Here is a 21,388-nt window from a genome sequence, read left to right on the forward strand (position 1 = left end):
GTATTCAATTATTATGAAACACGTTCTACTTGATCCTTTGCCTGTTGTTCCGGCGCCACGACTTGATACCGTTTCAAGACGAAGATGCCACACACCATAACAGCGAGACCGATGAGCTGACCAAACGATAAGTCGATTTGCGGCAAACCGAACCAACCGAACGTATCAACGGCGAGGGCAAAGCTCAACTGCGAAATCAACACGACAGAGATCGCGACGGACGGACCAAGCAGTTGAATCCCGCGCATGACACAAAAGACGACACCGACACCGACGAGTCCACCGAACCAGTAAAGTGGTGACACGTTTTGAATCTGTCCGATCGTTCCACCACGAAACAGGACATATGTGATGCTTGCTCCGATGAAGCCGACGAAGAAAACTAGCGTCGTCGTCGCCCATGCGCCGAATGCATCACTCATCCGAGCATTCAATACCGTCTGTAAACTGATTAACATCCCTGCCAATACGGCACACACGATGCCCATTACCATGTTCGTTCCTCCTTACTCATAGCTGTTACCGTTCGCCTTCTCGCGAATCCGTTCCAAATCAACGATGATGATCTTGCCACGTCGTCGAACAAGAATTTCTTCCTCACACAACTTCGTAATGATCCGGTTGAGATGGCGATAACTCGTCCCAAGCCAGTCGGCGACGTCATGTAAGTTCGACGTCCGCATTTCCTGATAAAACAAACTGTCACTAGCTTCGGACGCAATCGATAATAAGTAGCCTGCAAATCGCTCCTCGACCGTATAGAGTACGTGGTGAGACGCTGATTTCGAGTCGGCATACCACTTCGCTGTAATTGTTCGTAGTAAAAATTGTAGAAAGGCGTTCGTCGTATTGTGCTCGCGTAAAATCGTATACGGCACGCTCAACACCTCGACATCGGTCACCGCCTCAACCGTATTCAACACTTCCCGTTCATTGATGAACTCGGCGTCACCAATCACTGTCAGTGGTGTTTTGAATCGTAAAATCCGTTGTTTCCCTTCTGACGAAGCAGCAGAAATCTTGACCTTGCCTGCGACGATGAAGTACATCCGGTCGATCATCGCACCGGTCGTACAGAGGAGTTCCCCTTTTCGGAAGGTTTCTTGACGCAACCAATCGCGCGTCTCTTCCGTTAAAATCGTATCCAGTCCATATTGTTGGATGACGGTTTCCATGTTCGTCCCCTCCCTTTAAGCAAGTGAGAAAATCGCAACTCCTGCAAGCATGAGACCCACACCAATCCATTGACCACGATTTCCTTGTTTTTTTAAGACACCGAACCATCCTTTTAAATCAATCAGAAAGGCACATAAAATCTGCGCGACGAGTAATAAACACATTGCCCATGTCATACCGAGCGTTTGGATTGCTGTCAGTTCCGTTACGACGACTAGCACGCCAATCAGTCCACCGCTCGCATAAATCAACGGTAACTGACGGAATCCGCCGATTTTCCGATCTCGTACGAAGCTATAAATGACTAAACACCCCATCAGACCAACAAAGTGGACGATCAATACGGATAACCACGGTCCGACGCCTGTCGCAAGGCGCGCATTGAAAATGCCTTGCAGGGCGATGAACAGACCGCTCATCAAAGCAAACACGACTCCTTGCACGTCATCTCCTCCTTTTAATCTCTACACTAGAGTAGACCTTATTCGTACCTCACTTGAAAAGGACAAATGTCCCATTTTCAAAAAAACATGAAAAAACCCGCTTTCCACAAGCGGGTTTACGGGTCATCCCTGTATGTTCATGTCGCAAAACGAGCAGTCGTCCGCTTCAACTGTTCCTCTGCTTCCGCCATCATGCGCGTAAACAACTCGGCAACCGTTGGCACATCACGAATCAAACCGGCAACCAATCCAGCGTTGACGTATCCTTTTTCCTGATCGCCTTCAAGAGCTCCCTTTATGTGATACGACTCGTTCGTCTGATCGAGAAATGCAGAGGGAGTCTCTGCTGTGAGGTGTTCGACATAAGGTCCGTCAAGGACACGTCGGACAAACCCGACAGAGCGTCCGATGATGCGTGTATCGGTATCTGTCGCCTCCGTCAAGCGCGATTTATAAGCTGGATGGACTTTCGCATCTTCCGTCGCGATCAACCGTGTTCCGAGCTGGACGCCGGCAGCACCAAGCAATAAGACCGCTGCCAGTCCACGCCCATCGCCAATCCCACCCGCTGCAAGAACCGGAATCTTGACCCGGTCAACGAGCTGCGGAATCAATGTGAGTGTTGTCAGTTCAAGCGGGGAATTGATACCTGCCGCTTCAACCCCTTCCGCTACGAGTACATCAGCGCCTGCCTGTTCTGCCTTCAACGCCTGTTTGACCGAGGCGACGACGGCAATCGTTTTGATGCCAGCAGCTTGTAGTCGCTCTATGTATGGTGCCGGATTTCCTGCCGACAAGGAGACGACCGGAATCTTTTCTGCAATCGCGAGATCGATCAGTGCTTCCGTATAAGGAGACACACGAATCGCGATGTTCAAGGCAAATGGCTGCTCCGTCAGGGTTCGTGTCTCCTGAATCCGAGACGCTACTTCCTCGACCGACAACGTACCGCACCCGAGCGTTCCGAGTCCTCCGGCATTCGACACCGCTGCCGTGAGGACTGCATGACTAATGTTACCCATCCCTCCTTGGATCAATGGATAACGAATCTTGAATAGCTCACAAATCGGAAACATATCTTTCCTCCGTTCTCGACTCCCACCGCATGATATACTGACAGGGAATGAATAGTAGTTCATCTTATCCTAGAAATGAGGTCGTTCTGTTATGAAGATTCCGTATCAATCGATTCATCCGAACGTAGCATCCGATGTATTCATTGCTCCTGGCGCTTATCTGATTGGGGACGTCACGATCGGTTCCGAGTCTACCGTCTGGTTCAACGCTGTCTTACGCGGTGACGAAGGACCGATTACAATCGGAAAACGCTGCAGTATCCAAGACAATGCGACCATCCATCTGTATGAAGGGGCGCCCGTCGTTATCGAAGATGAAGTGACGGTCGGACATAATGCCATCTTACACGGTTGTAAAATCGGACGTCGCTCCATCGTCGGAATGGGGGCGACCGTTCTTGATCACGCAGACATTGGTGAAGAATGCATCATTGGGGCGAACACATTGATTCCATCAGGAAAAGTCTTCCCACCCCGTTCGCTGATCATCGGCTCACCCGGTAAAGTCGTGCGTGAACTGACGGAAGCGGATCTCGCGATGATTCAGGAGTCGATTGATTCCTACGTCGATAAAGGATATGCCTTCCGAAACATCCTCGCAGGATCAGCTGAACAGAACACATCTGAATGACATGAATGCGGGGCGGATCGTGTGATCCGTCCCGCTCTTTTGTATATCATCTTTCCGCAAACAGTGGGTGTTCTGTTGCATCATACGAAGCACTGCGTTGTGACACATCGTGTGTCTCTTCAAAGATTGATTCAAAGAACCGGCTCGCTGGTTGCGCAAGCAGACGGTAATATTGCTCAAACAACAGTGCCGCATGGTGTCCGCTCCAAGCATCCGGTAACAGTTCTTGCGGGAGTCCCGGATCCGTAAAGAGGAATTTCCGGTACTCATGTACGAGCATCGTCCGTTCAACGAAACACTGTTCATCCGTCATTTCTCCTAGTTGAAGCTGACTCTGATGGATGATGTATTGCCGGCTATAATCCGTGATGAACGTCTCGTAACGTTCCTGCAATTCCTCCAGTGGAAAAGCGCGCTCAACAAGGGATTGATCTTGTTTTGGACCGTGGTATTCACCGACGAAGAAATCGACATACTCTTCGATTTCGTATGCTTCAATCAATCGTTCAGCCTCTTTTTCAAGCGGATTTGGTGAGATCCAAACCCCGTTTGATAAGTTGCCAAACCCACTCCACGTCAGTTCTTTACGGAGTTCGTCGCGAATCTGTCGCTTATCTTCTGGAATCGTGTACATCAGCGTCCGCCACTTTCCGTCCCAGTCGTGTGGTGTTGATTTATAGATCCGGCGCGCTGCTTCTTCCATCCGTTCCACCCCACGCGGCGTCAACGAATAGAAGCTTTTACTCCCCTGCTTCTCGGAGACGAGCCAGCCTTGTTTGACCATCCGGGAGACTGCGACCCGGACCGCTTGTTCGTTATGTCCAAACTCTTTGACGAGTCGAATTAAACTCCCGACCCAAATTTGATTGCCGTAATGACGGATATAATCCCCGTAAATCGTAAAGATCATTGATTGGGTGTTCGCACTCATGGTATTCACTCTCTCTTCAGTCGTTCATAGTGTGTATCGTTAGTATACGGGTTATTTCAAACGTCGACCATCCTCATCTTCCTTGAAAGCGTGGTGGTCGTTTTTCAGCGAAGGCTTGTAGCGCTTCCTGACGATCGGCGGTCGGGATGACAACTTCATAGGCTTCCGTCTCGAGTTGCAGTCCTTGTTCGAGCGAGACATCCCGCCCTTGATCAATCGCTCGCTTTGCTTGTCGCAAGGCGATGGGACCGTTCTGTAACATCTGATTGGCAAACTCAAGACAGGTCGTCATCAACGCTTCCCGAGCGACGACAGCGGTCGCGAGTCCGTAACGTTCCGCTGTCATCGCATCGATTTTTTTCGCCGTGAAGATCAATTCCTTTGCTCGTGTCTCCCCGATCAACCGTGGTAAGCGTTGTGTTCCGCCAGCACCAGGAATGATCCCGAAGCTAGTCTCTGTCAACCCGACGAGTGCATCCTCGACGAGAAATCGGAAATCACAGGCGAGAATCCATTCAAAGCCACCACCGAGCGCGTGACCGTTGACGGCAGCGATTGTGGGTTGTGGTAATTGTGCGATTGAGGTGAAGACGTTGCGAATCGCAAGGACATTACGTCGGACTTCTTCCTCATTCAAATGGACGCGTTCCTTTAAATCGGCACCAGCACTGAAAGCTTTACCGGTTCCGGTAAACAGGACGACCCGTGCTTCCGAGTCGACTGACAACGCATCGACTTGTTCCTGTAAGGCGACAAGCGTCGGATAATCGAGACAGTTCAAGCGTTCTGGGCGAGCGATCCGGACAATCGCAATATAGCCTTCTCGTTCTAAATGAATCATACGAGTCCCTCCCGATCGACGACGAGTGCGATCCCTTGCCCAACTCCGACACACATCGTAGCGAGACCATACGTCCGGTTCGTCCGGCGCATTTCATGCAATAACGTCGTCAAAATCCGCGCTCCACTTGCGCCGAGCGGATGACCGAAGGCAATCGCTCCGCCGTTGACGTTGACTTTTTCGCTCGGTAGACCGAGTACTTCAATACAAGCAAGACTTTGAGCCGCAAACGCTTCGTTCAACTCAATCTGATCGAGCTGTTCGACCGTCAACCCTGCCCGTCTAAGAACTTTTTCCGTCGCGTCGATCGGTCCGATGCCCATGATGGCGGGCTCAACGCCTGCTGTCGCACTCGCTCGGTAATATCCAAGCGGTGTCAAGCCGAGTTCGTTTGCTTTTTCTTCACTCATCAATAACAGCGCCGACGCCCCATCGTTGACGCCAGATGCATTTCCCGCTGTCACGGTACCGTTCGGGAATAAAGGACGAAGCGTCGCGAGTTTCTCGCGTGTCGTCTCAGGGCGTGGGTGTTCATCTTGATCGAAGACGCTGATGTTGCCTTTTCGGTCCGTTTGCGTGACCGCAACTAGTTCTTCCGTGAAGCGCTGTTCCTCGATGGCTCGTTTTGCGCGTTGCTGACTCTCAAACGCAAAGTCATCCTGTGCTTCGCGTGAGATGCCGTACTGACGGGCGACGTTCTCAGCTGTCTCCGGCATCGAATCCGTTCCGTATTTATCTGCTAAGCGATCATTGACGAACCGCCAGCCAATCGTCGTATCATACATCGTCTGATTGCCACGCGGGTTGGCTTGATCCGGCTTTGCGAGAACGAACGGTGCACGCGTCATGCTTTCCGTTCCTCCAGCGATATAGATATCCCCTTCACCTAACGCAATTCCGCGAGCGGCTGCAATGACAGCATCGAGTCCTGATCCACATAAGCGATTGATCGTCGTACCAGCGACTTCGACCGGTAGACCAGCCAGCAGTCCGGACATCCGGGCGACGTTCCGGTTATCTTCCCCCGCCTGATTCGCATTGCCGAAAATGACTTCCTCGATCGTCTTTGGATCGACTTGCGGATTGCGCTTAAGCAACGCTTCGATGACACGTGCCCCTAAATCATCCGGGCGAACTTGACGCAACGCGCCGTTATAGCGACCGATCGGTGTCCGAACGGCATCGATGATGGCGACACGTTTCATGACGTCACCTCCCGATTCGTGTAGTCATAGACACCGCGCCCTGTTTTACGACCAAGTCGACCAGCTTTGACATACTGTTCTAGCAGTGGTGCCGGACGGTATTTTTCACCGAGCTTCTCATGGAGATATTTTAGGTTGTGGAGCCTTGTATCGAGTCCGACCAAGTCACCGAGTTCAAAGGGACCCATCGGATAATTCAATCCGAGTTTGATCGCTTTATCGATTTCTTCTGGTGTCCCAAGCCCTTCTTGCAACATATAAAAGGCTTCATTTCCGACAAGCGCACTGATGCGCGAAGTCACGAAGCCAGGAAACTCACGGATGACGACCGTTTCCTTTTGCATCTGACGCGCCACTTGCTCTAAGGCAGCAACCGTCTCATCCGACGTCTCAAGACCACGAACGAGCTCGATCAATGGCATCAAATGAACCGGATTGAAGAAATGCATCGCCATGACCCGGTCTGCGCGGTTCGTAAAGGACGCAATTTCCGTCGGACTCATCGTTGACGTATTCGTCGCGAAATAACAGTCCGGACGCGCATTGGCTTCTAGCGTTTCAAAGACTTGCTGTTTGATTGTCAGTTGTTCCGGTACCGCCTCAATGACGAGATCTGCTTGTTGTGCAGCTGTTGCTAAATCCGTCGACAAACTTAATCGATCGAATAGTCCCTCGACTTCGCTCGCGGACATTTTGCCTCGCGTGATGCCTTTCTCCGCGATACGTTCGAGTTCTTGATAGGCACTTTCGACATACGCTTCTTTAATATCAACGAGTGTCACCTGAAATCCGCGGTGTGCGGCAACGTACGCAATGCCACGTCCCATGACGCCGGATCCGACGACAACGATTTGTTCTACCATCTGATTTCCCCCTTATCCCCTGTATCCCCTGTGCTGTTAAAAAAGGCTGGACTTCCCGACGGAACTCCAGCCTTCCCTCTTGCTTATAGTCCGAACGGATTGAGTGGACGACTGCCGTAATACGACAAGATACTCTTCGTTTCTGTGTACAGATCAAGTGTTTCGATACAGAGTTCACGACCGAATCCTGATTGTTTATACCCACCAAACGGTGTACCTGGGAAAGCAGAAAACGGACAGTTAACCATGACGATACCGGCTTTGATTTGGTTGGCAACGCGCGTCGCTTTTGCACCGTCTTTTGTCCAAACCGCTGATCCGAGTCCAAACGATGTGTCGTTCGCTAAACGAATCGCTTCTTTTTCATCTTTGAACGGCATGACGACGACGACCGGTCCGAAGATTTCTTCATTGACGGCTTTCATTTCATGCGTGACGTCCGTGATGATCGTTGGTGCGTACCAGAAGCCTTTTTCGTATCCTTCTGGTGCTGAAGCGTGACCACCTGTGACGATTGTCGCTCCGTCTGCTTTCGCTGACTGGACGTATCCATCGATGACATCGACTTGTTGTTGGTCGATGATCGCTCCAACGTGTGTCCCTTTATCAAATGGATTGCCAAGAACGAGTTGTTTTGTTTTTGCGACGAATTGCTCCATGAATGCGTCGTAAATATCCTCGTGAACGTAAAGACGTGAGCGTGCTTCACACGATTGACCACTGTTGTAGAAGATTCCGAACAACGAACCATCAACGGCTGCTGTCACATCTGCATCTTCAAACACGATGTTCGGTGATTTTCCACCAAGTTCGAGCGTGACTCGTTTTAGTGTTTCCGAGGCACGTCCCATGATGTCTTTTCCGACTGGTGTCGAGCCCGTGAAAGCGACTTTATCGACGTTTGGATGTTCGACGAGATGATTGCCGATTTCGCGTCCTGAGCCTGGGATGACGTTGACGACACCCGCTGGCACACCAGCTTCTAAACAAATCTCACCGAGAATGATCGCTGTCAACGGAGTCAACGTCGCTGGTTTGACGACGACCGAACAACCGACTGCGATTGCTGGTGCGACTTTCCAAGCTGCCATCATCAATGGATAGTTCCACGGGATGATTTGTGCACAAACACCGACCGCTTCTTTTTCTGTATAGTTATGGAATTGTCCCGGCACGTTATTGACGACACCACGATGACCGACGATCGCACCTGCGTAGAATTCAAAGTCTTCAATTGCTTGCGTGACTTGTCCTTGCGCCGCTGCTAGTGATTTCCCTGTATCGAGAATCTCGAGTTCAACGATTTCGTTGAAGCGGGAGCGCATGATGCTCGCAATCTTATTTAAGATTTGCGCGCGTCGTCCGACCGGCCACATCTTCCACTTCCCGTGATCAAACGCATCCCGTGCGGCTTGAACGGCACGATCAGCGTCTTCCTTCGATGCTTTTGCAACTTCCGCAATCACTTCACCTGTTGCCGGATTATATGTTTTAAATGTCTCTCCTGTTGCACCTTCGACTTGTTCGCCGTTAATGAGCAAATGATAGACGGACCGTTTCATTTCAAGTGTTTTTTCATGTACTGTCGACATTGTATTCACTCCTGTTCCTGTTGATTGAAAATCGGTGGACGTTTTTCGAGAAAGGCTTGCATACCTTCTGTTTGATCGGCTGTTGCGAACAACAGATAGAAGTTCCGACGTTCATGCTCCATGCCATCTTGTAACGATAAATCGACGGCTTTGTTTGCTGCGTCCTTGATCAGTCGTAACGCCATGCTCGGCTGGTTCGATAACCGCTCTGCCATCGCAAGCACCGTCGCTTCGACGTCCGTCGTCACTCGATTGATGATGCCAAGTCGTTCTGCTTCGTCTGCCTGCATCCGGTCACCCGTGAAGAGCCATTCGAGCGCCCGCGTCCGACCGATGCATTTCGTCAACCGTTGCGTCCCACCTGCTCCCGGCATGACGCCGAGTCCGACTTCTGGAAAACCGAACTGTGTCGCAGGATCGGCGTAGATTAAATCACAAGCAAGTGCGAGTTCGAAACCGCCTCCGAGAACAAAACCGTGGACACCTGCAATGATCGGCTTTTTGATTCGGCTGATCCGGTCCCAGTCCGCGAATGGATCGAGAAGTTCCATCGAGATCGGTGTCGCTTCGAGCATCTCCTCGATATCGGCACCTGCTGAAAATGACTTTCCATTCCCAGTCAAGACGATGACCGTCACCCGGTCGTCGCGGTCAAACGTCTCCATCGCCTCAACGATTTCGCGGACCATCGTCCGGTTCAGCGCATTGTATCGCGCCGTCCGGTCAAGCCGAATTCGACCGATCCGACCAACCGTTTCCGTCTTAACGTACTGTTGTGTCGGCATGGACATCTTCACCAATCATCAATGTGACGAGATCCCCCGCAAAGCTCATCAAGTCTTTCCCTGAGGCTTTTCCTTCAAGAGAACGCATGCCAGCTTGCATCGCTTCCTGACTTTCATAGACCATCTCGCACATCAAGTAGTACTTTCCATCTCCACCCATTGGTGACCCGACGATTTTCGTGACGTTCATTTCTTGTAGTCCTGGAATTTTTGCTGTTAACGGACCATGGACTTCAAAGTAATGCTGATCGAATGCTTCCTTGTTTTCCGGGTGTTTGTACAATGCGATTAATTTTGCCATAGTGATTACCTTCCTTCACATGAGAGTAGAGACGGGTTTCATCGCCTCGAATGGATTTTTACACGATTTACAGTAGAGAATACTTCGACAAGCGGTCGGTCCAAATAAATTTTCCATCGTCACATACGTCGATCCACAATACGGACAGTCGATTTCCCACTTCCCTTGTTCGAATCGAGGGGGTGCGATGCCGAATGCTTTCAACCCTTGCATCCCTTGTTCTGTGATTCGGTCCGATGTCCACGGTGGATCAAACCGGAACTGGACGTCGACCTGTTCGACGTTCGGAATCACCTGCAAGGCAGCTTCGGTATTTTTTTTAATGATTTCAAGCGCTGGACAACCGAGAAACGTCGGGAGAAGCGTGACGTGCACCGTGTAGCCATGCGCCGTCGCTTCCGCGTCCATCGTTTCGACCATGCCAAGATCTAAAATACTGACGCTATCGATTTCTGGATCCTTCACCCCGTTCAGGGCTTCACGGATCGCATGTTGAAGTGTCGTCGTCATGCTTCCCTCTCCTTTCACCACGTCGCCGTCTGATCAATCAGGTAGACTTCTCCGAGTGTCGCGAGTGCGTCATTCAAATCTTCCGTGTGATTGCCGTCCCGTCCATTGTGTGTCATCTGCATTTCTGGAAGGGTTACGTTCAATTCGACGAGTAACGGCGTGATCGTCTGATACCAACGATCAAGTAAAATCCCTTGCCCCTCAATCAACCGCATCTCTTCGATCAGTTGACCGTGTTCACCATAATCGAACATGTCGCCGAAGTCGTAGAGGACTTTTTCTAGGGATGCATCCATCTTCTGCCGCGCCGTCTCCGTCGATTGATAAAGCTGGGTGAACCATGTTTGCCAGTGCAGCAAATGATAGTACAACTCCATGTTGATCTTGACGGCAGCCGCAGCGAGAGGCTCGTAACTGCTCGATTTCAACGCATCAATCCGGATCTTTTTCGCGACCGTGTAGCAATAGTTCCGGACGACGGCGAATGCCCAGTCATATTCAGGCTTCTCCATGTAGTAGCCAGGTCCGTTGACACGTTCGACGAGAATCGAATTCTTTCGTTCATGCGCCAGTCGGACATGAGCTAATGCATCAGCATTTCCTTCGCCAAGTTCTTCGAGAAGTTGGTAATACATCGCCGCGTGTCCCATCGAATCTTGCGCAATCGACGACGAAGCGACGTCCTCTTCGATATGCGGTGCGAGTCCGAGCCATTCCGAACCACGATACGCGTAGAGGAAATCATCATCCGCGAGTTGATAGAGTAAGGAAGCGAGTGCCGTCCGTTCTTGTTCCGTCATTTGGAATCGCCTCCTTGCCAAGACATGATCTCTTTTTCATCGAGCATCTGTTGCTCGTAATGACGCCATTTTTTCTTCAAGTAGCCGTATCCTTTGGTCGTCCGGTAATCTTTATTGTCGAGGCGTTGGAGCATCTGTTTCTCATCGGGTGATAAACCACGGATATCTTCGCGTTTGACGACCCAGATGTCGACGACCGGTTCCCGGCGCATGAAGTTTTCTTGTGCCATCAACAGTGCCATCTCCTTGTTCGGAGCGAGCAAGCTGAATTGATGGGTGAACGCCGCGTTCGGCGTCCGTTTGCTAAAGACTTCGAATTCGTGATAGAACGTTTCGTTCATCGTGCTTTCCCCTCTCATGCCTTCGTTTCAGCAAGTGCATCCCGTACCCAGGCGTTATTTTCATAAGATGTTCGGCGCAGGTCCAACCGTTCCTTCGAACGTGGTCCTCCCCCTTGGATGATCGTCTTGAATTTCGTCCAGTCTGGCTGTGCATATTCCCATTGCCCTGTTTCTTCATCAAAACGTAACGTCGGGTCTGGAATGACGAGTCCGAGTGAACGAATCCGTGGCACGTATTTCGTAAAGAAGTTTTGCCGGAGCTCTTCATTCGTTTTCGTCCGAATCTTATAGGCGATCGTCACGTCCTGTTTTGATGTCCCGGTCGTCTCTTTCGAGGCTGGTCCAAAGAACATCAACAAGGATTCCCACCACTCATCCAGTGATTCCTGAATCATCGCCCGCTGTTCCGGTGTTCCTTCTGCGAGTGCCATAATGATTGACTCGCCGTGTTGCGCGTGGAAGACTTCCTCTGCACAGATGCGTTGCAAGGCACGTGCGTACGGTCCGTACGAAGCACCGAGCATGTTCGTCTGGGTGATGATTGCCGCGCCATCGACGAGCCAACCGATCATCCCGGCATCAGCCCATGACCGTGTCGGCATGTGGAAGACGTTATGGAACTTCAATCGTCCGGTGAATAAATCGTCCATCAAATCCCCGCGTGTCTTGCCATACGGCTTCATCAAATCCTCGACGACACGAAGCAATAATTGCCCGTGTCCCATCTCATCCTGGACCTTCGCCATGATGCCAAGTTTCCGTCGAAGCGATGGTGCTTTTGGAACCCATTCTTTTTCCGGAAGTGCACCCATGATTTCACTGATACCGTGCATCGAAATCAGTTTAATCAGTGTGTCTCGGTAAAAAGCAGGCATCCAGTCATCGGCTTCAATTTTTTCACCTTGCTCGATTCGTTCCTTGAAGCGTGCTAATTTTTCGTCTTCCGTCAGTTGGACGGGTTCGAACAGTTGTGTTGCATCATACATGCTAGTTCCTCCTTTGAATCAGACGAGTGATGTCGAGCGTCGATCAACGATCCGAACGGCTTTTCCTTCCGATCGTGGTAACCCTTGATGCGGGTGACAGACGAGATCAATGGAAATGAGGCATTCCGACTTGATGGCGTCACATATCGAACGCATTTGTCGTTCTGAGATATTTTCGAATTCGATATGTAGCTCAACAGCATCGAGTCCGGCTTTACGCACGAGATGGATTTGATAATGTGGCGTCACGTCTGGTTGTTGGAGCAAAACCCGCTCGATTTCTGACGGGAAGACGTTGACCCCTCGGATGATTAGCATGTCGTCCGTCCGCCCTTTGACACGTGACATCCGTGTCGTCGTCCGTCCGCAAGCGCACGCCTCATGCGTGATCGATGCTAAGTCACCCGTCCGGTATCGAATGATTGGAAGCGCTTTCTTTTTTAAACTTGTAAAAACGAGTTCCCCGACCATGCCATCTGGTACCGGTTCCCCCGTAACGGGATCGACGACTTCTGTAATGAATAAGTCATCCATGATATGAAGACCTGCCTGCTCCTGACACTCCATCGCGACACCCGGTCCCATGATTTCACTGAGTCCGTAAATATCGAGTGCCTGCAGATTAAAGGTCTGTTCGAGTGTCTTTCGCATCTCTTCCGACCATGGCTCGGCTCCGAAAATGCCATAACGCATGCTGGTCTTCCGTGGATCGATACCACGTTCGATCATGCGTTCTGCCAAGCGTAAGATATACGAAGGCGTACCACAGATTCCGTCCGGTCGGAAATCCTCGATCAATGTGATTTGGCGATCCGTGTTGCCGCCGGAAATCGGTAGGATCGTCATGCCTAGTTTTTCTGCACCTGCATGAAGACCGAGACCACCTGTGAACAATCCATACCCATACGCATTGTGCAGCAAATCGGCTGGTGATCCACCAGCTAAGACTAAACTGCGTGCTACGGCACCTGCCCAGTCATCTAAATCTTCTTGCGTATATCCGACGACGGTCGGTTTACCGCTCGTTCCAGACGACGCATGAATCCGGGTGACCTGTTCCCGTTCAACGGCAAATAGCCCGAACGGATAATGATCGCGTAAATCTTGTTTACGTGTGAAAGGAAACTTTCGTAAATCCTCGATCGTTTGAAAATCATTCGCTGTCATCTGTAAGGTTTGCAGACGTTCTTGATAGAACGGGACACGCGTGACCTGTTCCATCGTTTGGCGCAATCGCTCCATCTGTAGCTGCTCCCTTGATTGAGCATCCATCGTTTCGTGATGTTGATCGTACATACCTGCACCTCCTCATCATGTATACAATAATAAAACGGTCGTTTGTTTTTAGTTATATGTTTAACGTACGACACGTTCACAATGTTGTCAATCTTGTTTTGTTAAATGCTCCCAAACGATTCTTACTTTATCACTTCAACGCACCTTATCGATAAATTAATCAACATTAAACAAGAGATTTCATGATAGACAGTCTTTTTTTGGAAAATATTTCTGAAATGATTTGCTCATTTTGTAACGGGTTGATAAAATATCGTGTGACAAGTGTTATACTATTTTTGGTAAGACCACTTGATTGAATGAAGATTCGGTGTTGTGAAAGGGGATCACGATGAAACTAGGATTAGCTGTCGGGGATACAGCAGAGATTCAAGCGGTCGTCTCAGAAGATATGTTTGCACGATTTGAAGGTCAGCTCGTTCATCCTGCATACTCCACCGTTTCGATGGTTTATCACATGGAATGGGCAGCACGTCAACTGATTTTGCCTTACTTAGAAGCTGGTGAAGAAGGTGTCGGGGGTGCAGTTTCACTGAAGCATCTTGGTATGGCAGCTGAAGGAACACGATTGATCGTTACCGCTACAGTAACTGCGATGACATCACGTCGCGTTGACGCTAGCATCGAAGTCCGAGACGGACAAACAATCATCGGTACAGGGGAAGTCACACAATTCATTTTAGAAAAAAGCCGGATTCAAGAAAAATTGCAAAATAACGTTCCAACAAAATGAAAGCGCTTACTTATATTTGATAGAGGAGGACTCTACTATGAACATGTTAAATCCATCTACAAATCCAACGCTCTCGATCATGGAAAAAATCGCTGGTCACGAACAAGTCGTCTTTTGCAACGATCCTGTCTCGGGGTTACAAGCCATCATCGCCATTCACGATACGACGCTCGGTCCTGCTCTCGGTGGATGCCGTATGGCGCCTTACGCTTCTGTTGATGAAGCACTCGACGATGTTCTGCGTTTGTCACGCGGTATGACGTATAAATGTGCTGCCGCTGATGTTGATTTTGGTGGCGGTAAAGCCGTCATCATCGGTAATCCAGCAACGGATAAATCACCGGAGCTTTTCCGTGCCTTCGGTCGCTTCGTCGATTCGCTTGGTGGTCGGTTCTACACGGGAACGGACATGGGCACGACGATGGATGATTTTGTCCACGCTAGCCGAGAAACATCACGAATCGTCGGCATTCCGGAAGCCTTTGGTGGTAGTGGTGATTCATCGATTCCGACGGCTGAAGGTGTCGTTTACGGGCTTCGGGCGACAATTGAGACGTTATTCGGTTCAGACGACTTAAGTCGGGCAACCTACGCGATCCAAGGACTCGGAAAAGTCGGCTTTAAGGTCGCAGAACAACTGTTGCTCGCCGGTGCGACGATTTATGTCTCTGACGTCAATGAAGCGGCCCTCGCAGCAATCGTGACTCAAGCTGAAATGGCGCCTGGCACGGTTCGCGTCGTCTCCCCTCACGAAATTCATCTGACGGATGCTGATATTTTTGTCCCGTGTGCATACGGCGGTGTCATTCACGCCCAAAACATTGCCCTCTTACCGTGCAAAGCCATCTGTGGTTCTGCGAACAACCAACTCGCGGAAGAACAACTTGCTCACGTCTTGATGGATCGTGGCATCTTATATGCCCCAGACTATATCGTCAATGGTGGTGGTCTGATCCAAGTAGCAGACGAACTCTATGGAGCGAATCATGAACGGGTTCTCTTAAAGACACGCCACATCTACGACGCAGTACTCGAAGTCTTCAAGGAATCGCAAGCAGAAAACATCACGACGGTCGAAGCGGCGAACCGGATGTGTGAAAAACGGATGCAGATCCGGGCGAAACATAACAACATCTTCACGAATACGACAAAACCAAAATGGGATATCCGTAACCACTGAAGGAGGGACTGACATGGAGCAACATTTTCCGATTCAACGCATCATCGATGAAGAAGGTCGCGTCATCGATGCATCAAAAGAACACGACCTGACAAAGGAGCTCGCCCTCACCCTATACGAACAGATGCATCGGATCCGGACATTCGACCGGAAGGCAATCAACTTACAACGCCAAGGTCGACTCGGCACTTATGCACCGTTCGAAGGACAGGAAGCAGCTCAAGTCGGTAGTGCACTCGCGTTGTCCGATCAAGACTGGTTATTCCCGACGTACCGAGATCACGGTGCGACATTGACGTTTGGTGCTGACATGATCCGGACGCTCCTCTACTGGAACGGTCGTGTCGAAGGTTGTGTTCCGTCTGAGAAACACATCTTCCCTCCTGCCGTTCCGATTGCAACGCAAATTCCGCATGCCGTTGGTGCCGCGTGGGCTGAAAAACGAAAAGGCACGACGAACGTCGCGGTCGCCTACTTTGGTGACGGAGCGACGTCTGAAGGCGACTTCCATGAAGGAATGAACTTCGCAAGCGTCTTCCAAGCACCGGTCGTCCTGTTTAACCAAAATAATCAGTTTGCGATTTCTGTTCCGATCGAAAAACAGATGCATTCCGAGACAATTGCGCAAAAAGCGATTGCCTACGGAATGCCAAGTGTTCGGATTGATGGAAACGATGCCTTTGCCGTCTATTTCACGATGCAAGCAGCCGTCGAACGTGCGCGTTCTGGCGGCGGACCAACATTGATTGAAGCCGTAACGTGGCGGTTTGGTGCTCATACGACAGCAGATGATCCAACGAAATACCGGGATCAAGCACGCTCGCGTGACCGGGTTGATCCACTCGATCGACTCGAACAATTCCTAAAACACCAAGGCTATTTTGACGAAACATGGATGCAACAGATGCAGGAACGACATCAAACAGAAGTCGAAGCAGCAGTAGCCGCGATGGAGCAATTTAAGGCACCAGACGTCAATGATCTGTTCGATCATACGTACGCGACCTTACCGGTTGATGTCCAGCAACAAAAAGAAGCGTATTTGCTAGCAAGGGGGAAATGAGATGGCAACACCAATCAATCGTCAAACAGAGATGACACTCGTTCAAGCTGTCACGGATGCCCTGCGGACAAAATTGTCGGAGGATGAGACGACACTCGTTCTTGGAGAAGATGTCGGAAAAAATGGCGGTGTTTTCCGAGCGACGGACGGCTTACAAGAAGAGTTCGGTGAAGACCGGATCGTTGATACACCGCTCAGTGAAGCCGGTATCGTCGGTACATCGATCGGACTTGCCATCAATGGTTTTAAACCAATCGTCGAGATTCAATTTCTTGGCTTCATCTATCCTGCCTACGAACAAATCATGACCCACGTTTCTCGAATTCGAATGCGGACGATGGGACGCTATAGTGTCCCGATGGTCATCCGTGCGCCTTATGGTGCCGGCATCCGGGCACCGGAAATTCATTCCGACAGTACAGAAGCACTCTTTACATCGATGCCCGGTCTAAAGGTCGTCTGTCCGGCAACACCGTACGATGCAAAAGGCTTGTTGATTGCTGCCATTGAAGATCCAGATCCCGTGTTGTTCCTCGAGTCGATGCGCAGTTACCGCTCATTCAAGGAAGTCGTACCGAGCGAGTCCTATACCGTTGAGATCGGAAAAGCTCGTTGCGTCAGTGAAGGGACGGACGTGACGTTGATTGCTTGGGGGGCAATGGTCCAGGTGGCACAAAAAGCCGCTACGGCTGCAAAGGAACGCGGTATTTCTTGCGAGGTGCTCGACTTACGCACGCTTTATCCGCTCGACCGGGACACGATCGCCGCTTCCGTTCAAAAGACCGGTCGCGCCGTCATCGTGCACGAAGCCGCAGCGATGGGTGGTCTTGGTAACGATCTCGTCACGTTGATCAACGATACAGCGTTTCTTTATTTACGGGCACCGATTGCCCGTGTGACCGGTTTTGATGTTCCAGTACCGCTATTCGCCCTCGAAGACCATTACATTCCGACGCCGGAACGAGTCCTTGCGACGATTCAGCGTACGGTCGAGTTTTAAGGAGTTGGGTCCCATGATCGAAGTCAAGTTACATGATGTCGGGGAAGGTATGACGGAAGGTGAAATCGCGCATTATCTCGTTCAAGTCGGAGACCACGTCACGACGGATCAACCGGTCGTTGAGGTGGCGACCGATAAGATGGTCGCTGAACTACCAGCTCCTGTTTCCGGAATCGTCAAGGAAATCATCATTCCGGTTGGTCAGACGGTGCAAGTCGGTACGACGTTGTTGCATATCGAAGCAAGCAACGCTTCTGACATGCCAGTTGCGGTAACACCTGAAGTGTCGCGCGTACCTGAACCAGCGCCTGTCGCTGTCGCCGCCCCACCTGCTCAAGCACCTCCAACAAAACGTGTCCTAGCGACGCCGTATACACGAAAACTTGCTCGTGACCACGGGATTGATATCGAAGCTGTGACTGCTTCGGATCCGTCAGGTCGGGTTTCAGAAGACGATGTCCTTCGCTTCGCCAACGCTGCAGCTACTCCACAGGAGACGATTCCACCAATCGTTGAGGAAGTCACGCAACAACGAACGCCACCAGAAACGATTCCGTTCCGTGGTATTCGTAAGCAGATCGCGAAAAAGATGACGCAATCACTGTACACGATTCCGCATGTCACTCACTTTGAAGAAGTCGACATGACGCGCTTGCTCGCCCTACGTGCCGAATGGAAAGCCGCTGGACGAAACATCAACATCAATGCTTTCTTCATTAAAGCCTTGATCGTTGCCTTAAAAGACTATCCCGTCTTCCATGCCAAACTCGATGAAGCGAATGAATGTATTCGATTAGAGCAGGATTTCCACTTCGGAATGGCAACCGAGACACCGGACGGACTAATGGTTCCTGTCATCCGTCATGCCAATCAGCTCTCACTGACCGAACTGCATGATCAACTGATTGCGCTGCAACAACGTGCTCAAAACGGTGCCTTACGTGCAGCGGACTTAAAACCGAGCACCTTTACGATGAGCAATGTTGGTCCACTCGGTAGTACAGGGGCTACGCCAATCATCAACTATCCGGAAACGGCATTGATTGCCTTCCACAAGACGAAAAAACGAGCCTGTGTCGATGAAGACGATCAAATCGTCGTCCGCTCGATGATGAATTTGTCGATGTCGTTCGATCATCGCGTCGCAGACGGGGCAACAGCTGTTGCCTTTACAAATCGATTCGTTTCACTGATTGAACACCCGACTACCCTACTTTTGGAGTTGATCTAACATGGTTGTTGGCGAACTTACACAAGAACGGGATCTCTTGATTATCGGTGGAGGTCCCGCTGGTTATACGGCAGCGATCCGTGCTGCGCAAGGCGGTCGTAAGGTGACACTGATCGAACAAGCTGAACTCGGTGGATTGTGTCTGAACCGAGGCTGTATCCCGTCAAAGGTCTATGCGCATGCAGCAGAAGAAATGCTCCGCTTGCCCCATCTCGAAGATCTCGGATTTACGGTCCCTGCTGTCCATGATTTCAGCAAAATGAATGCTTACCGCAATCGTGTCGTGCAGCAATTACGTCAAGGTGTTGCTGCCCTCTGTCAGGCGAACCAGATTGAGCATATCTCTGGTGCAGCTTCCTTCCTGTCAGAGGACCGAATTGGCGTCGAATCGGGACATCAGTTCGACACGTATCGATTCCAAGACGTCATCATCGCGACCGGTAGTCACAGTATCCAGCACGAGGAATCGTGCCGACTGAATGCCGAGCAGCTCTATCAACTCGAGCAGTTACCCGAGAGCTTATTGATCATTGGATCCGACACATTAGCACTTGAAGCTGCTGCCTGTTTCCATGCTCTCGGTACAGAGGTGACGCTGTTCGCAGATCAATTCCCACTCGAAGCAAGCCTTGAAAAGGAATTGAAGCGGACGTTCAAAAAACAAAAAATCCGTCTCGTTTCGGATGTCGTAACACAGATTGATGCTTCGTCGAACGCGACCGTCACGGTCATGAAAAATGGAGAAGAAGTCGCCTATCATGGCGCCTATCTGTTCCAATCCCTTTCCCGGATCCCAAACAGTTTGACGCTCGGTCTCGAACGGATCGGTGTGACGCTTGCAGAAGATGGAACGATTCCAGTCGATGCCTACGGACAAACCAATCAACCGCATATTTACGCGATTGGTGATGTGACCCCTGGTTCACAGTTTGCCACCCGTGCGATTCATGAAGCGAAGCGGACCGCAGCTCATCTGTCTGGTCAAGACGTCGATCCGACAACACCGTATTATCCGACCGTTTTGCGGACATTTCCACCGATTGCTTCGGTCGGGATGACAGAACAGGAAGCGACAGAAGCGGGCCATACTGTTCAAATCGGACAATTCCCGCTGAACGCAAATGGAGCGACGACGATCGAAGGTGGCAGTGGTTTTGTCAAGGTTATTGCTGACGAACAGACGTCACTGGTTCTTGGCATTCATATGATCGGTGACGATGCTCATCGTCTTGTCGGACAATTCACCCAAGCACTAGAACTGACAGCGAAACGAGAAGATCTTCTTTTCCCTGTCATGGCACACCCCAGTCGAAGCGAAGCGTTGACGGAATCGATGGAAGCCTTATTCGGTCAATCGATTCATCTCCCACCACGGCAACAAGTTGGTTCGCGTGCATAATCAAAGGGGTGCTCAGTAGAAGCACCCCTTTCTTGTTCTTATTCTCCTCACCTATCATTTCATTTCGTGTAGAAAGGACAACATGTCATGGAACTGTACTTCACTCGCTTACACTGGAACACCCATACGTTTCCGGTCGCCGCTACAGCGGATGGTCTCTGTTATGTCGGTGCTTGGGATGAACCGGAGGAGTTATTTGACGACTGGTCGCGCAAACACTTTCCTCGTGCAGAGCGGATTGCCTCAGACACCACCCTCGCTCCGTATACGGAACAGCTACTGGCTTATCTGAATCAGCAGTCGACGACACTTTCCTTTCCGCTTGCGCCTGTCGGTACACCGTTTCAGCTTGAAGTCTGGCACGCATTACGCGCGGTTCCATATGGTCAAACCGCCACCTACTCCGACATCGCCGAACGGCTCTTTCGCCCAAATGCGACACGTGCGATCGGAACAGCGATCGGAAAAAACCGCTTACTGCTCGCGATTCCGTGTCATCGGATCATCGGCAAAAAAGGAGATCTCCTCGGCTACCATGGTGGACTGAACATGAAGCGAACGCTACTCGCGCTCGAGCAACGTCTCTGACTCTCGCCCTTCTTCACTGAAAGACAGGGCAAAAAGAATCCCGAACGGATCGCGGACTTGCGCATACCAGCCCCCAAAGTCTGCTACAGCAAGCGGGATGACGATTTGACCGTCTGCCGCTAATCGCTGATACAACTGCTCTACTTCTTCATATGAGGTACAGGTCAGTAACAAATGGAGCGAAGAAGTGTCGTTTGGCGCGTCACTTTCGTCCCATAGCATCAATTCAAACGCGCCGTTGGCTAAATGTGCGTGGTAAACGGTATCTCCTGCTTCATCGAGTAAGATACGACGACGTGTCATCTCAAATACGTTCTCATAATAAGTGATTGCCCGCTTCGCTTGTCCCGAAAATACGAGACACGGGGTCGCTGCATATAACAAGGAAATTCCTCCTTTGTGAATAATCACATACTC

The 21,388-nt window shown here is 50.6% G+C and carries 25 protein-coding genes; 8 read left to right on the plus strand and 17 right to left on the minus strand.

Going from position 1 to position 21,388, the window contains the following annotated elements:
- Positions 1-11: 11 nt before the first annotated feature.
- From ACV3PA_RS00215 to ACV3PA_RS00230, 4 genes are all read right to left on the minus strand, one after another.
- Positions 12-494, minus strand: coding sequence for a DMT family transporter (locus ACV3PA_RS00215; RefSeq protein ID WP_456125288.1), 483 nt, complete (start codon positions 492-494; stop codon positions 12-14).
- 12 nt (positions 495-506) lie between these two features.
- The gene (locus ACV3PA_RS00220; RefSeq protein ID WP_456125289.1) at positions 507-1,175 is read right to left on the minus strand and encodes a Crp/Fnr family transcriptional regulator; all 669 of its coding nucleotides are present in this window, start codon (positions 1,173-1,175) and stop codon (positions 507-509) included.
- 15 nt (positions 1,176-1,190) lie between these two features.
- A complete protein-coding gene (locus tag ACV3PA_RS00225) occupies positions 1,191-1,619 on the minus strand; it encodes a DMT family transporter (RefSeq protein ID WP_456125290.1) in 429 nt (142 codons plus the stop codon).
- Between the two features lie 137 nt (positions 1,620-1,756).
- Entirely contained in the window at positions 1,757-2,695 is a 939-nt protein-coding gene (locus ACV3PA_RS00230) for an NAD(P)H-dependent flavin oxidoreductase (protein WP_456125291.1), read from the minus strand.
- A gap of 91 nt (positions 2,696-2,786) precedes the next feature.
- Between ACV3PA_RS00230 and ACV3PA_RS00235 the strand changes: the two genes are divergently transcribed.
- Positions 2,787-3,326 carry a gamma carbonic anhydrase family protein gene (locus ACV3PA_RS00235; protein ID WP_053452559.1) on the plus strand — a complete coding sequence of 180 codons (540 nt, stop codon included), beginning with the start codon at positions 2,787-2,789 and terminating at the stop codon, positions 3,324-3,326.
- A gap of 46 nt (positions 3,327-3,372) precedes the next feature.
- Here ACV3PA_RS00235 and paaX read toward each other — a convergent pair whose 3' ends face one another.
- The 12 genes from paaX to ACV3PA_RS00295 form a co-directional block, all read right to left on the minus strand.
- Positions 3,373-4,257: a phenylacetic acid degradation operon negative regulatory protein PaaX gene (paaX, locus tag ACV3PA_RS00240; RefSeq protein WP_456125292.1), complete on the minus strand. Its 885-nt coding sequence runs from the start codon at positions 4,255-4,257 to the stop codon at positions 3,373-3,375.
- 73 nt (positions 4,258-4,330) lie between these two features.
- On the minus strand, positions 4,331-5,098 hold the full coding sequence (locus tag ACV3PA_RS00245; protein ID WP_456125293.1) for an enoyl-CoA hydratase-related protein: 768 nt from the start codon (positions 5,096-5,098) through the stop codon (positions 4,331-4,333).
- Positions 5,095-6,303: an acetyl-CoA C-acyltransferase gene (locus tag ACV3PA_RS00250; RefSeq protein WP_456125294.1), complete on the minus strand. Its 1,209-nt coding sequence runs from the start codon at positions 6,301-6,303 to the stop codon at positions 5,095-5,097. The genes ACV3PA_RS00245 and ACV3PA_RS00250 overlap by 4 nt, the downstream gene beginning before the upstream one ends.
- On the minus strand, positions 6,300-7,166 hold the full coding sequence (locus ACV3PA_RS00255; RefSeq protein ID WP_456125295.1) for a 3-hydroxyacyl-CoA dehydrogenase: 867 nt from the start codon (positions 7,164-7,166) through the stop codon (positions 6,300-6,302). Before ACV3PA_RS00255 ends, ACV3PA_RS00250 begins: the two co-directional genes overlap by 4 nt.
- A gap of 83 nt (positions 7,167-7,249) precedes the next feature.
- The gene (locus ACV3PA_RS00260) at positions 7,250-8,758 is read right to left on the minus strand and encodes an aldehyde dehydrogenase family protein (protein WP_087681936.1); all 1,509 of its coding nucleotides are present in this window, start codon (positions 8,756-8,758) and stop codon (positions 7,250-7,252) included.
- Positions 8,759-8,763: 5 nt separating this feature from the next.
- A complete protein-coding gene (locus ACV3PA_RS00265) occupies positions 8,764-9,543 on the minus strand; it encodes an enoyl-CoA hydratase/isomerase family protein (RefSeq protein WP_406748603.1) in 780 nt (259 codons plus the stop codon).
- The gene (locus tag ACV3PA_RS00270) at positions 9,521-9,844 is read right to left on the minus strand and encodes an EthD family reductase (RefSeq protein ID WP_023466996.1); all 324 of its coding nucleotides are present in this window, start codon (positions 9,842-9,844) and stop codon (positions 9,521-9,523) included. Before ACV3PA_RS00270 ends, ACV3PA_RS00265 begins: the two co-directional genes overlap by 23 nt.
- Before the next feature lie 15 nt (positions 9,845-9,859).
- Positions 9,860-10,354, minus strand: coding sequence for a 1,2-phenylacetyl-CoA epoxidase subunit PaaD (paaD, locus tag ACV3PA_RS00275; protein ID WP_056063796.1), 495 nt, complete (start codon positions 10,352-10,354; stop codon positions 9,860-9,862).
- Between the two features lie 14 nt (positions 10,355-10,368).
- Positions 10,369-11,154: a 1,2-phenylacetyl-CoA epoxidase subunit PaaC gene (gene paaC, locus ACV3PA_RS00280; protein WP_456125296.1), complete on the minus strand. Its 786-nt coding sequence runs from the start codon at positions 11,152-11,154 to the stop codon at positions 10,369-10,371.
- Positions 11,151-11,495 (minus strand): 1,2-phenylacetyl-CoA epoxidase subunit PaaB, encoded by a 345-nt coding sequence (paaB, locus tag ACV3PA_RS00285; RefSeq protein WP_023466991.1) that lies wholly within the window; start codon positions 11,493-11,495, stop codon positions 11,151-11,153. The genes paaC and paaB overlap by 4 nt, the downstream gene beginning before the upstream one ends.
- Positions 11,496-11,509: 14 nt before the next feature.
- The gene (paaA, locus tag ACV3PA_RS00290; protein ID WP_035411059.1) at positions 11,510-12,481 is read right to left on the minus strand and encodes a 1,2-phenylacetyl-CoA epoxidase subunit PaaA; all 972 of its coding nucleotides are present in this window, start codon (positions 12,479-12,481) and stop codon (positions 11,510-11,512) included.
- An 18-nt stretch (positions 12,482-12,499) separates the two neighbouring features.
- Positions 12,500-13,777, minus strand: a complete 1,278-nt coding sequence (locus ACV3PA_RS00295; protein WP_456125297.1) for a phenylacetate--CoA ligase family protein — start codon at positions 13,775-13,777, stop codon at positions 12,500-12,502.
- A 331-nt stretch (positions 13,778-14,108) separates the two neighbouring features.
- Here ACV3PA_RS00295 and ACV3PA_RS00300 point away from each other — a divergent pair, with 331 nt between their 5' ends.
- The 7 genes from ACV3PA_RS00300 to ACV3PA_RS00330 all read left to right on the plus strand — a co-directional run bounded on the left by ACV3PA_RS00300 (position 14,109) and on the right by ACV3PA_RS00330 (position 20,971).
- Positions 14,109-14,510, plus strand: a complete 402-nt coding sequence (locus ACV3PA_RS00300; RefSeq protein WP_023466986.1) for a thioesterase family protein — start codon at positions 14,109-14,111, stop codon at positions 14,508-14,510.
- A 37-nt stretch (positions 14,511-14,547) separates the two neighbouring features.
- On the plus strand, positions 14,548-15,690 hold the full coding sequence (locus tag ACV3PA_RS00305) for a Glu/Leu/Phe/Val family dehydrogenase (RefSeq protein WP_023466985.1): 1,143 nt from the start codon (positions 14,548-14,550) through the stop codon (positions 15,688-15,690).
- Between the two features lie 13 nt (positions 15,691-15,703).
- On the plus strand, positions 15,704-16,753 hold the full coding sequence (gene pdhA, locus ACV3PA_RS00310; RefSeq protein WP_456125298.1) for a pyruvate dehydrogenase (acetyl-transferring) E1 component subunit alpha: 1,050 nt from the start codon (positions 15,704-15,706) through the stop codon (positions 16,751-16,753).
- Position 16,754: 1 nt separating this feature from the next.
- On the plus strand, positions 16,755-17,753 hold the full coding sequence (locus ACV3PA_RS00315; RefSeq protein ID WP_456125299.1) for an alpha-ketoacid dehydrogenase subunit beta: 999 nt from the start codon (positions 16,755-16,757) through the stop codon (positions 17,751-17,753).
- Between the two features lie 13 nt (positions 17,754-17,766).
- Positions 17,767-18,984: a dihydrolipoamide acetyltransferase family protein gene (locus ACV3PA_RS00320; protein ID WP_456125300.1), complete on the plus strand. Its 1,218-nt coding sequence runs from the start codon at positions 17,767-17,769 to the stop codon at positions 18,982-18,984.
- A gap of 1 nt (position 18,985) precedes the next feature.
- Positions 18,986-20,383 (plus strand): dihydrolipoyl dehydrogenase family protein, encoded by a 1,398-nt coding sequence (locus ACV3PA_RS00325; RefSeq protein WP_456125301.1) that lies wholly within the window; start codon positions 18,986-18,988, stop codon positions 20,381-20,383.
- Between the two features lie 87 nt (positions 20,384-20,470).
- Positions 20,471-20,971 carry a methylated-DNA--[protein]-cysteine S-methyltransferase gene (locus ACV3PA_RS00330; protein ID WP_238238684.1) on the plus strand — a complete coding sequence of 167 codons (501 nt, stop codon included), beginning with the start codon at positions 20,471-20,473 and terminating at the stop codon, positions 20,969-20,971.
- Here ACV3PA_RS00330 and ACV3PA_RS00335 read toward each other — a convergent pair.
- Positions 20,945-21,355 (minus strand): VOC family protein, encoded by a 411-nt coding sequence (locus tag ACV3PA_RS00335; RefSeq protein ID WP_456125302.1) that lies wholly within the window; start codon positions 21,353-21,355, stop codon positions 20,945-20,947. The genes ACV3PA_RS00330 and ACV3PA_RS00335 overlap by 27 nt on opposite strands.
- Between the last annotated feature and the right edge of the window lie 33 nt (positions 21,356-21,388).

This window comes from Exiguobacterium sp. EA-TM-5, assembly GCF_053878415.1.

What these genes read in the sequence shown, in the direction of transcription:
- ACV3PA_RS00300 (WP_023466986.1), top strand. Translation starts at nt 14,109, where the DNA reads ATGAAACTAGGATTAGCTGTCGGGGATACAGCAGAGATTCAAGCGGTC.
- ACV3PA_RS00330 (WP_238238684.1), top strand. Translation starts at nt 20,471, where the DNA reads ATGGAACTGTACTTCACTCGCTTACACTGGAACACCCATACGTTTCCG.
- paaC (WP_456125296.1), bottom strand. Translation starts at nt 11,154, where the DNA reads ATGACGGAACAAGAACGGACGGCACTCGCTTCCTTACTCTATCAACTC.
- ACV3PA_RS00250 (WP_456125294.1), bottom strand. Translation starts at nt 6,303, where the DNA reads ATGAAACGTGTCGCCATCATCGATGCCGTTCGGACACCGATCGGTCGC.
- ACV3PA_RS00265 (WP_406748603.1), bottom strand. Translation starts at nt 9,543, where the DNA reads ATGCCGACACAACAGTACGTTAAGACGGAAACGGTTGGTCGGATCGGT.
- paaB (WP_023466991.1), bottom strand. Translation starts at nt 11,495, where the DNA reads ATGAACGAAACGTTCTATCACGAATTCGAAGTCTTTAGCAAACGGACG.
- paaD (WP_056063796.1), bottom strand. Translation starts at nt 10,354, where the DNA reads ATGACGACGACACTTCAACATGCGATCCGTGAAGCCCTGAACGGGGTG.
- ACV3PA_RS00270 (WP_023466996.1), bottom strand. Translation starts at nt 9,844, where the DNA reads ATGGCAAAATTAATCGCATTGTACAAACACCCGGAAAACAAGGAAGCA.
- ACV3PA_RS00255 (WP_456125295.1), bottom strand. Translation starts at nt 7,166, where the DNA reads ATGGTAGAACAAATCGTTGTCGTCGGATCCGGCGTCATGGGACGTGGC.
- paaX (WP_456125292.1), bottom strand. Translation starts at nt 4,257, where the DNA reads ATGAGTGCGAACACCCAATCAATGATCTTTACGATTTACGGGGATTAT.
- ACV3PA_RS00295 (WP_456125297.1), bottom strand. Translation starts at nt 13,777, where the DNA reads ATGTACGATCAACATCACGAAACGATGGATGCTCAATCAAGGGAGCAG.
- paaA (WP_035411059.1), bottom strand. Translation starts at nt 12,481, where the DNA reads ATGTATGATGCAACACAACTGTTCGAACCCGTCCAACTGACGGAAGAC.
- ACV3PA_RS00325 (WP_456125301.1), top strand. Translation starts at nt 18,986, where the DNA reads ATGGTTGTTGGCGAACTTACACAAGAACGGGATCTCTTGATTATCGGT.
- ACV3PA_RS00305 (WP_023466985.1), top strand. Translation starts at nt 14,548, where the DNA reads ATGAACATGTTAAATCCATCTACAAATCCAACGCTCTCGATCATGGAA.
- ACV3PA_RS00215 (WP_456125288.1), bottom strand. Translation starts at nt 494, where the DNA reads ATGGTAATGGGCATCGTGTGTGCCGTATTGGCAGGGATGTTAATCAGT.
- ACV3PA_RS00320 (WP_456125300.1), top strand. Translation starts at nt 17,767, where the DNA reads ATGATCGAAGTCAAGTTACATGATGTCGGGGAAGGTATGACGGAAGGT.
- ACV3PA_RS00230 (WP_456125291.1), bottom strand. Translation starts at nt 2,695, where the DNA reads ATGTTTCCGATTTGTGAGCTATTCAAGATTCGTTATCCATTGATCCAA.
- ACV3PA_RS00315 (WP_456125299.1), top strand. Translation starts at nt 16,755, where the DNA reads ATGGCAACACCAATCAATCGTCAAACAGAGATGACACTCGTTCAAGCT.
- ACV3PA_RS00245 (WP_456125293.1), bottom strand. Translation starts at nt 5,098, where the DNA reads ATGATTCATTTAGAACGAGAAGGCTATATTGCGATTGTCCGGATCGCT.
- ACV3PA_RS00220 (WP_456125289.1), bottom strand. Translation starts at nt 1,175, where the DNA reads ATGGAAACCGTCATCCAACAATATGGACTGGATACGATTTTAACGGAA.
- pdhA (WP_456125298.1), top strand. Translation starts at nt 15,704, where the DNA reads ATGGAGCAACATTTTCCGATTCAACGCATCATCGATGAAGAAGGTCGC.
- ACV3PA_RS00235 (WP_053452559.1), top strand. Translation starts at nt 2,787, where the DNA reads ATGAAGATTCCGTATCAATCGATTCATCCGAACGTAGCATCCGATGTA.
- ACV3PA_RS00260 (WP_087681936.1), bottom strand. Translation starts at nt 8,758, where the DNA reads ATGTCGACAGTACATGAAAAAACACTTGAAATGAAACGGTCCGTCTAT.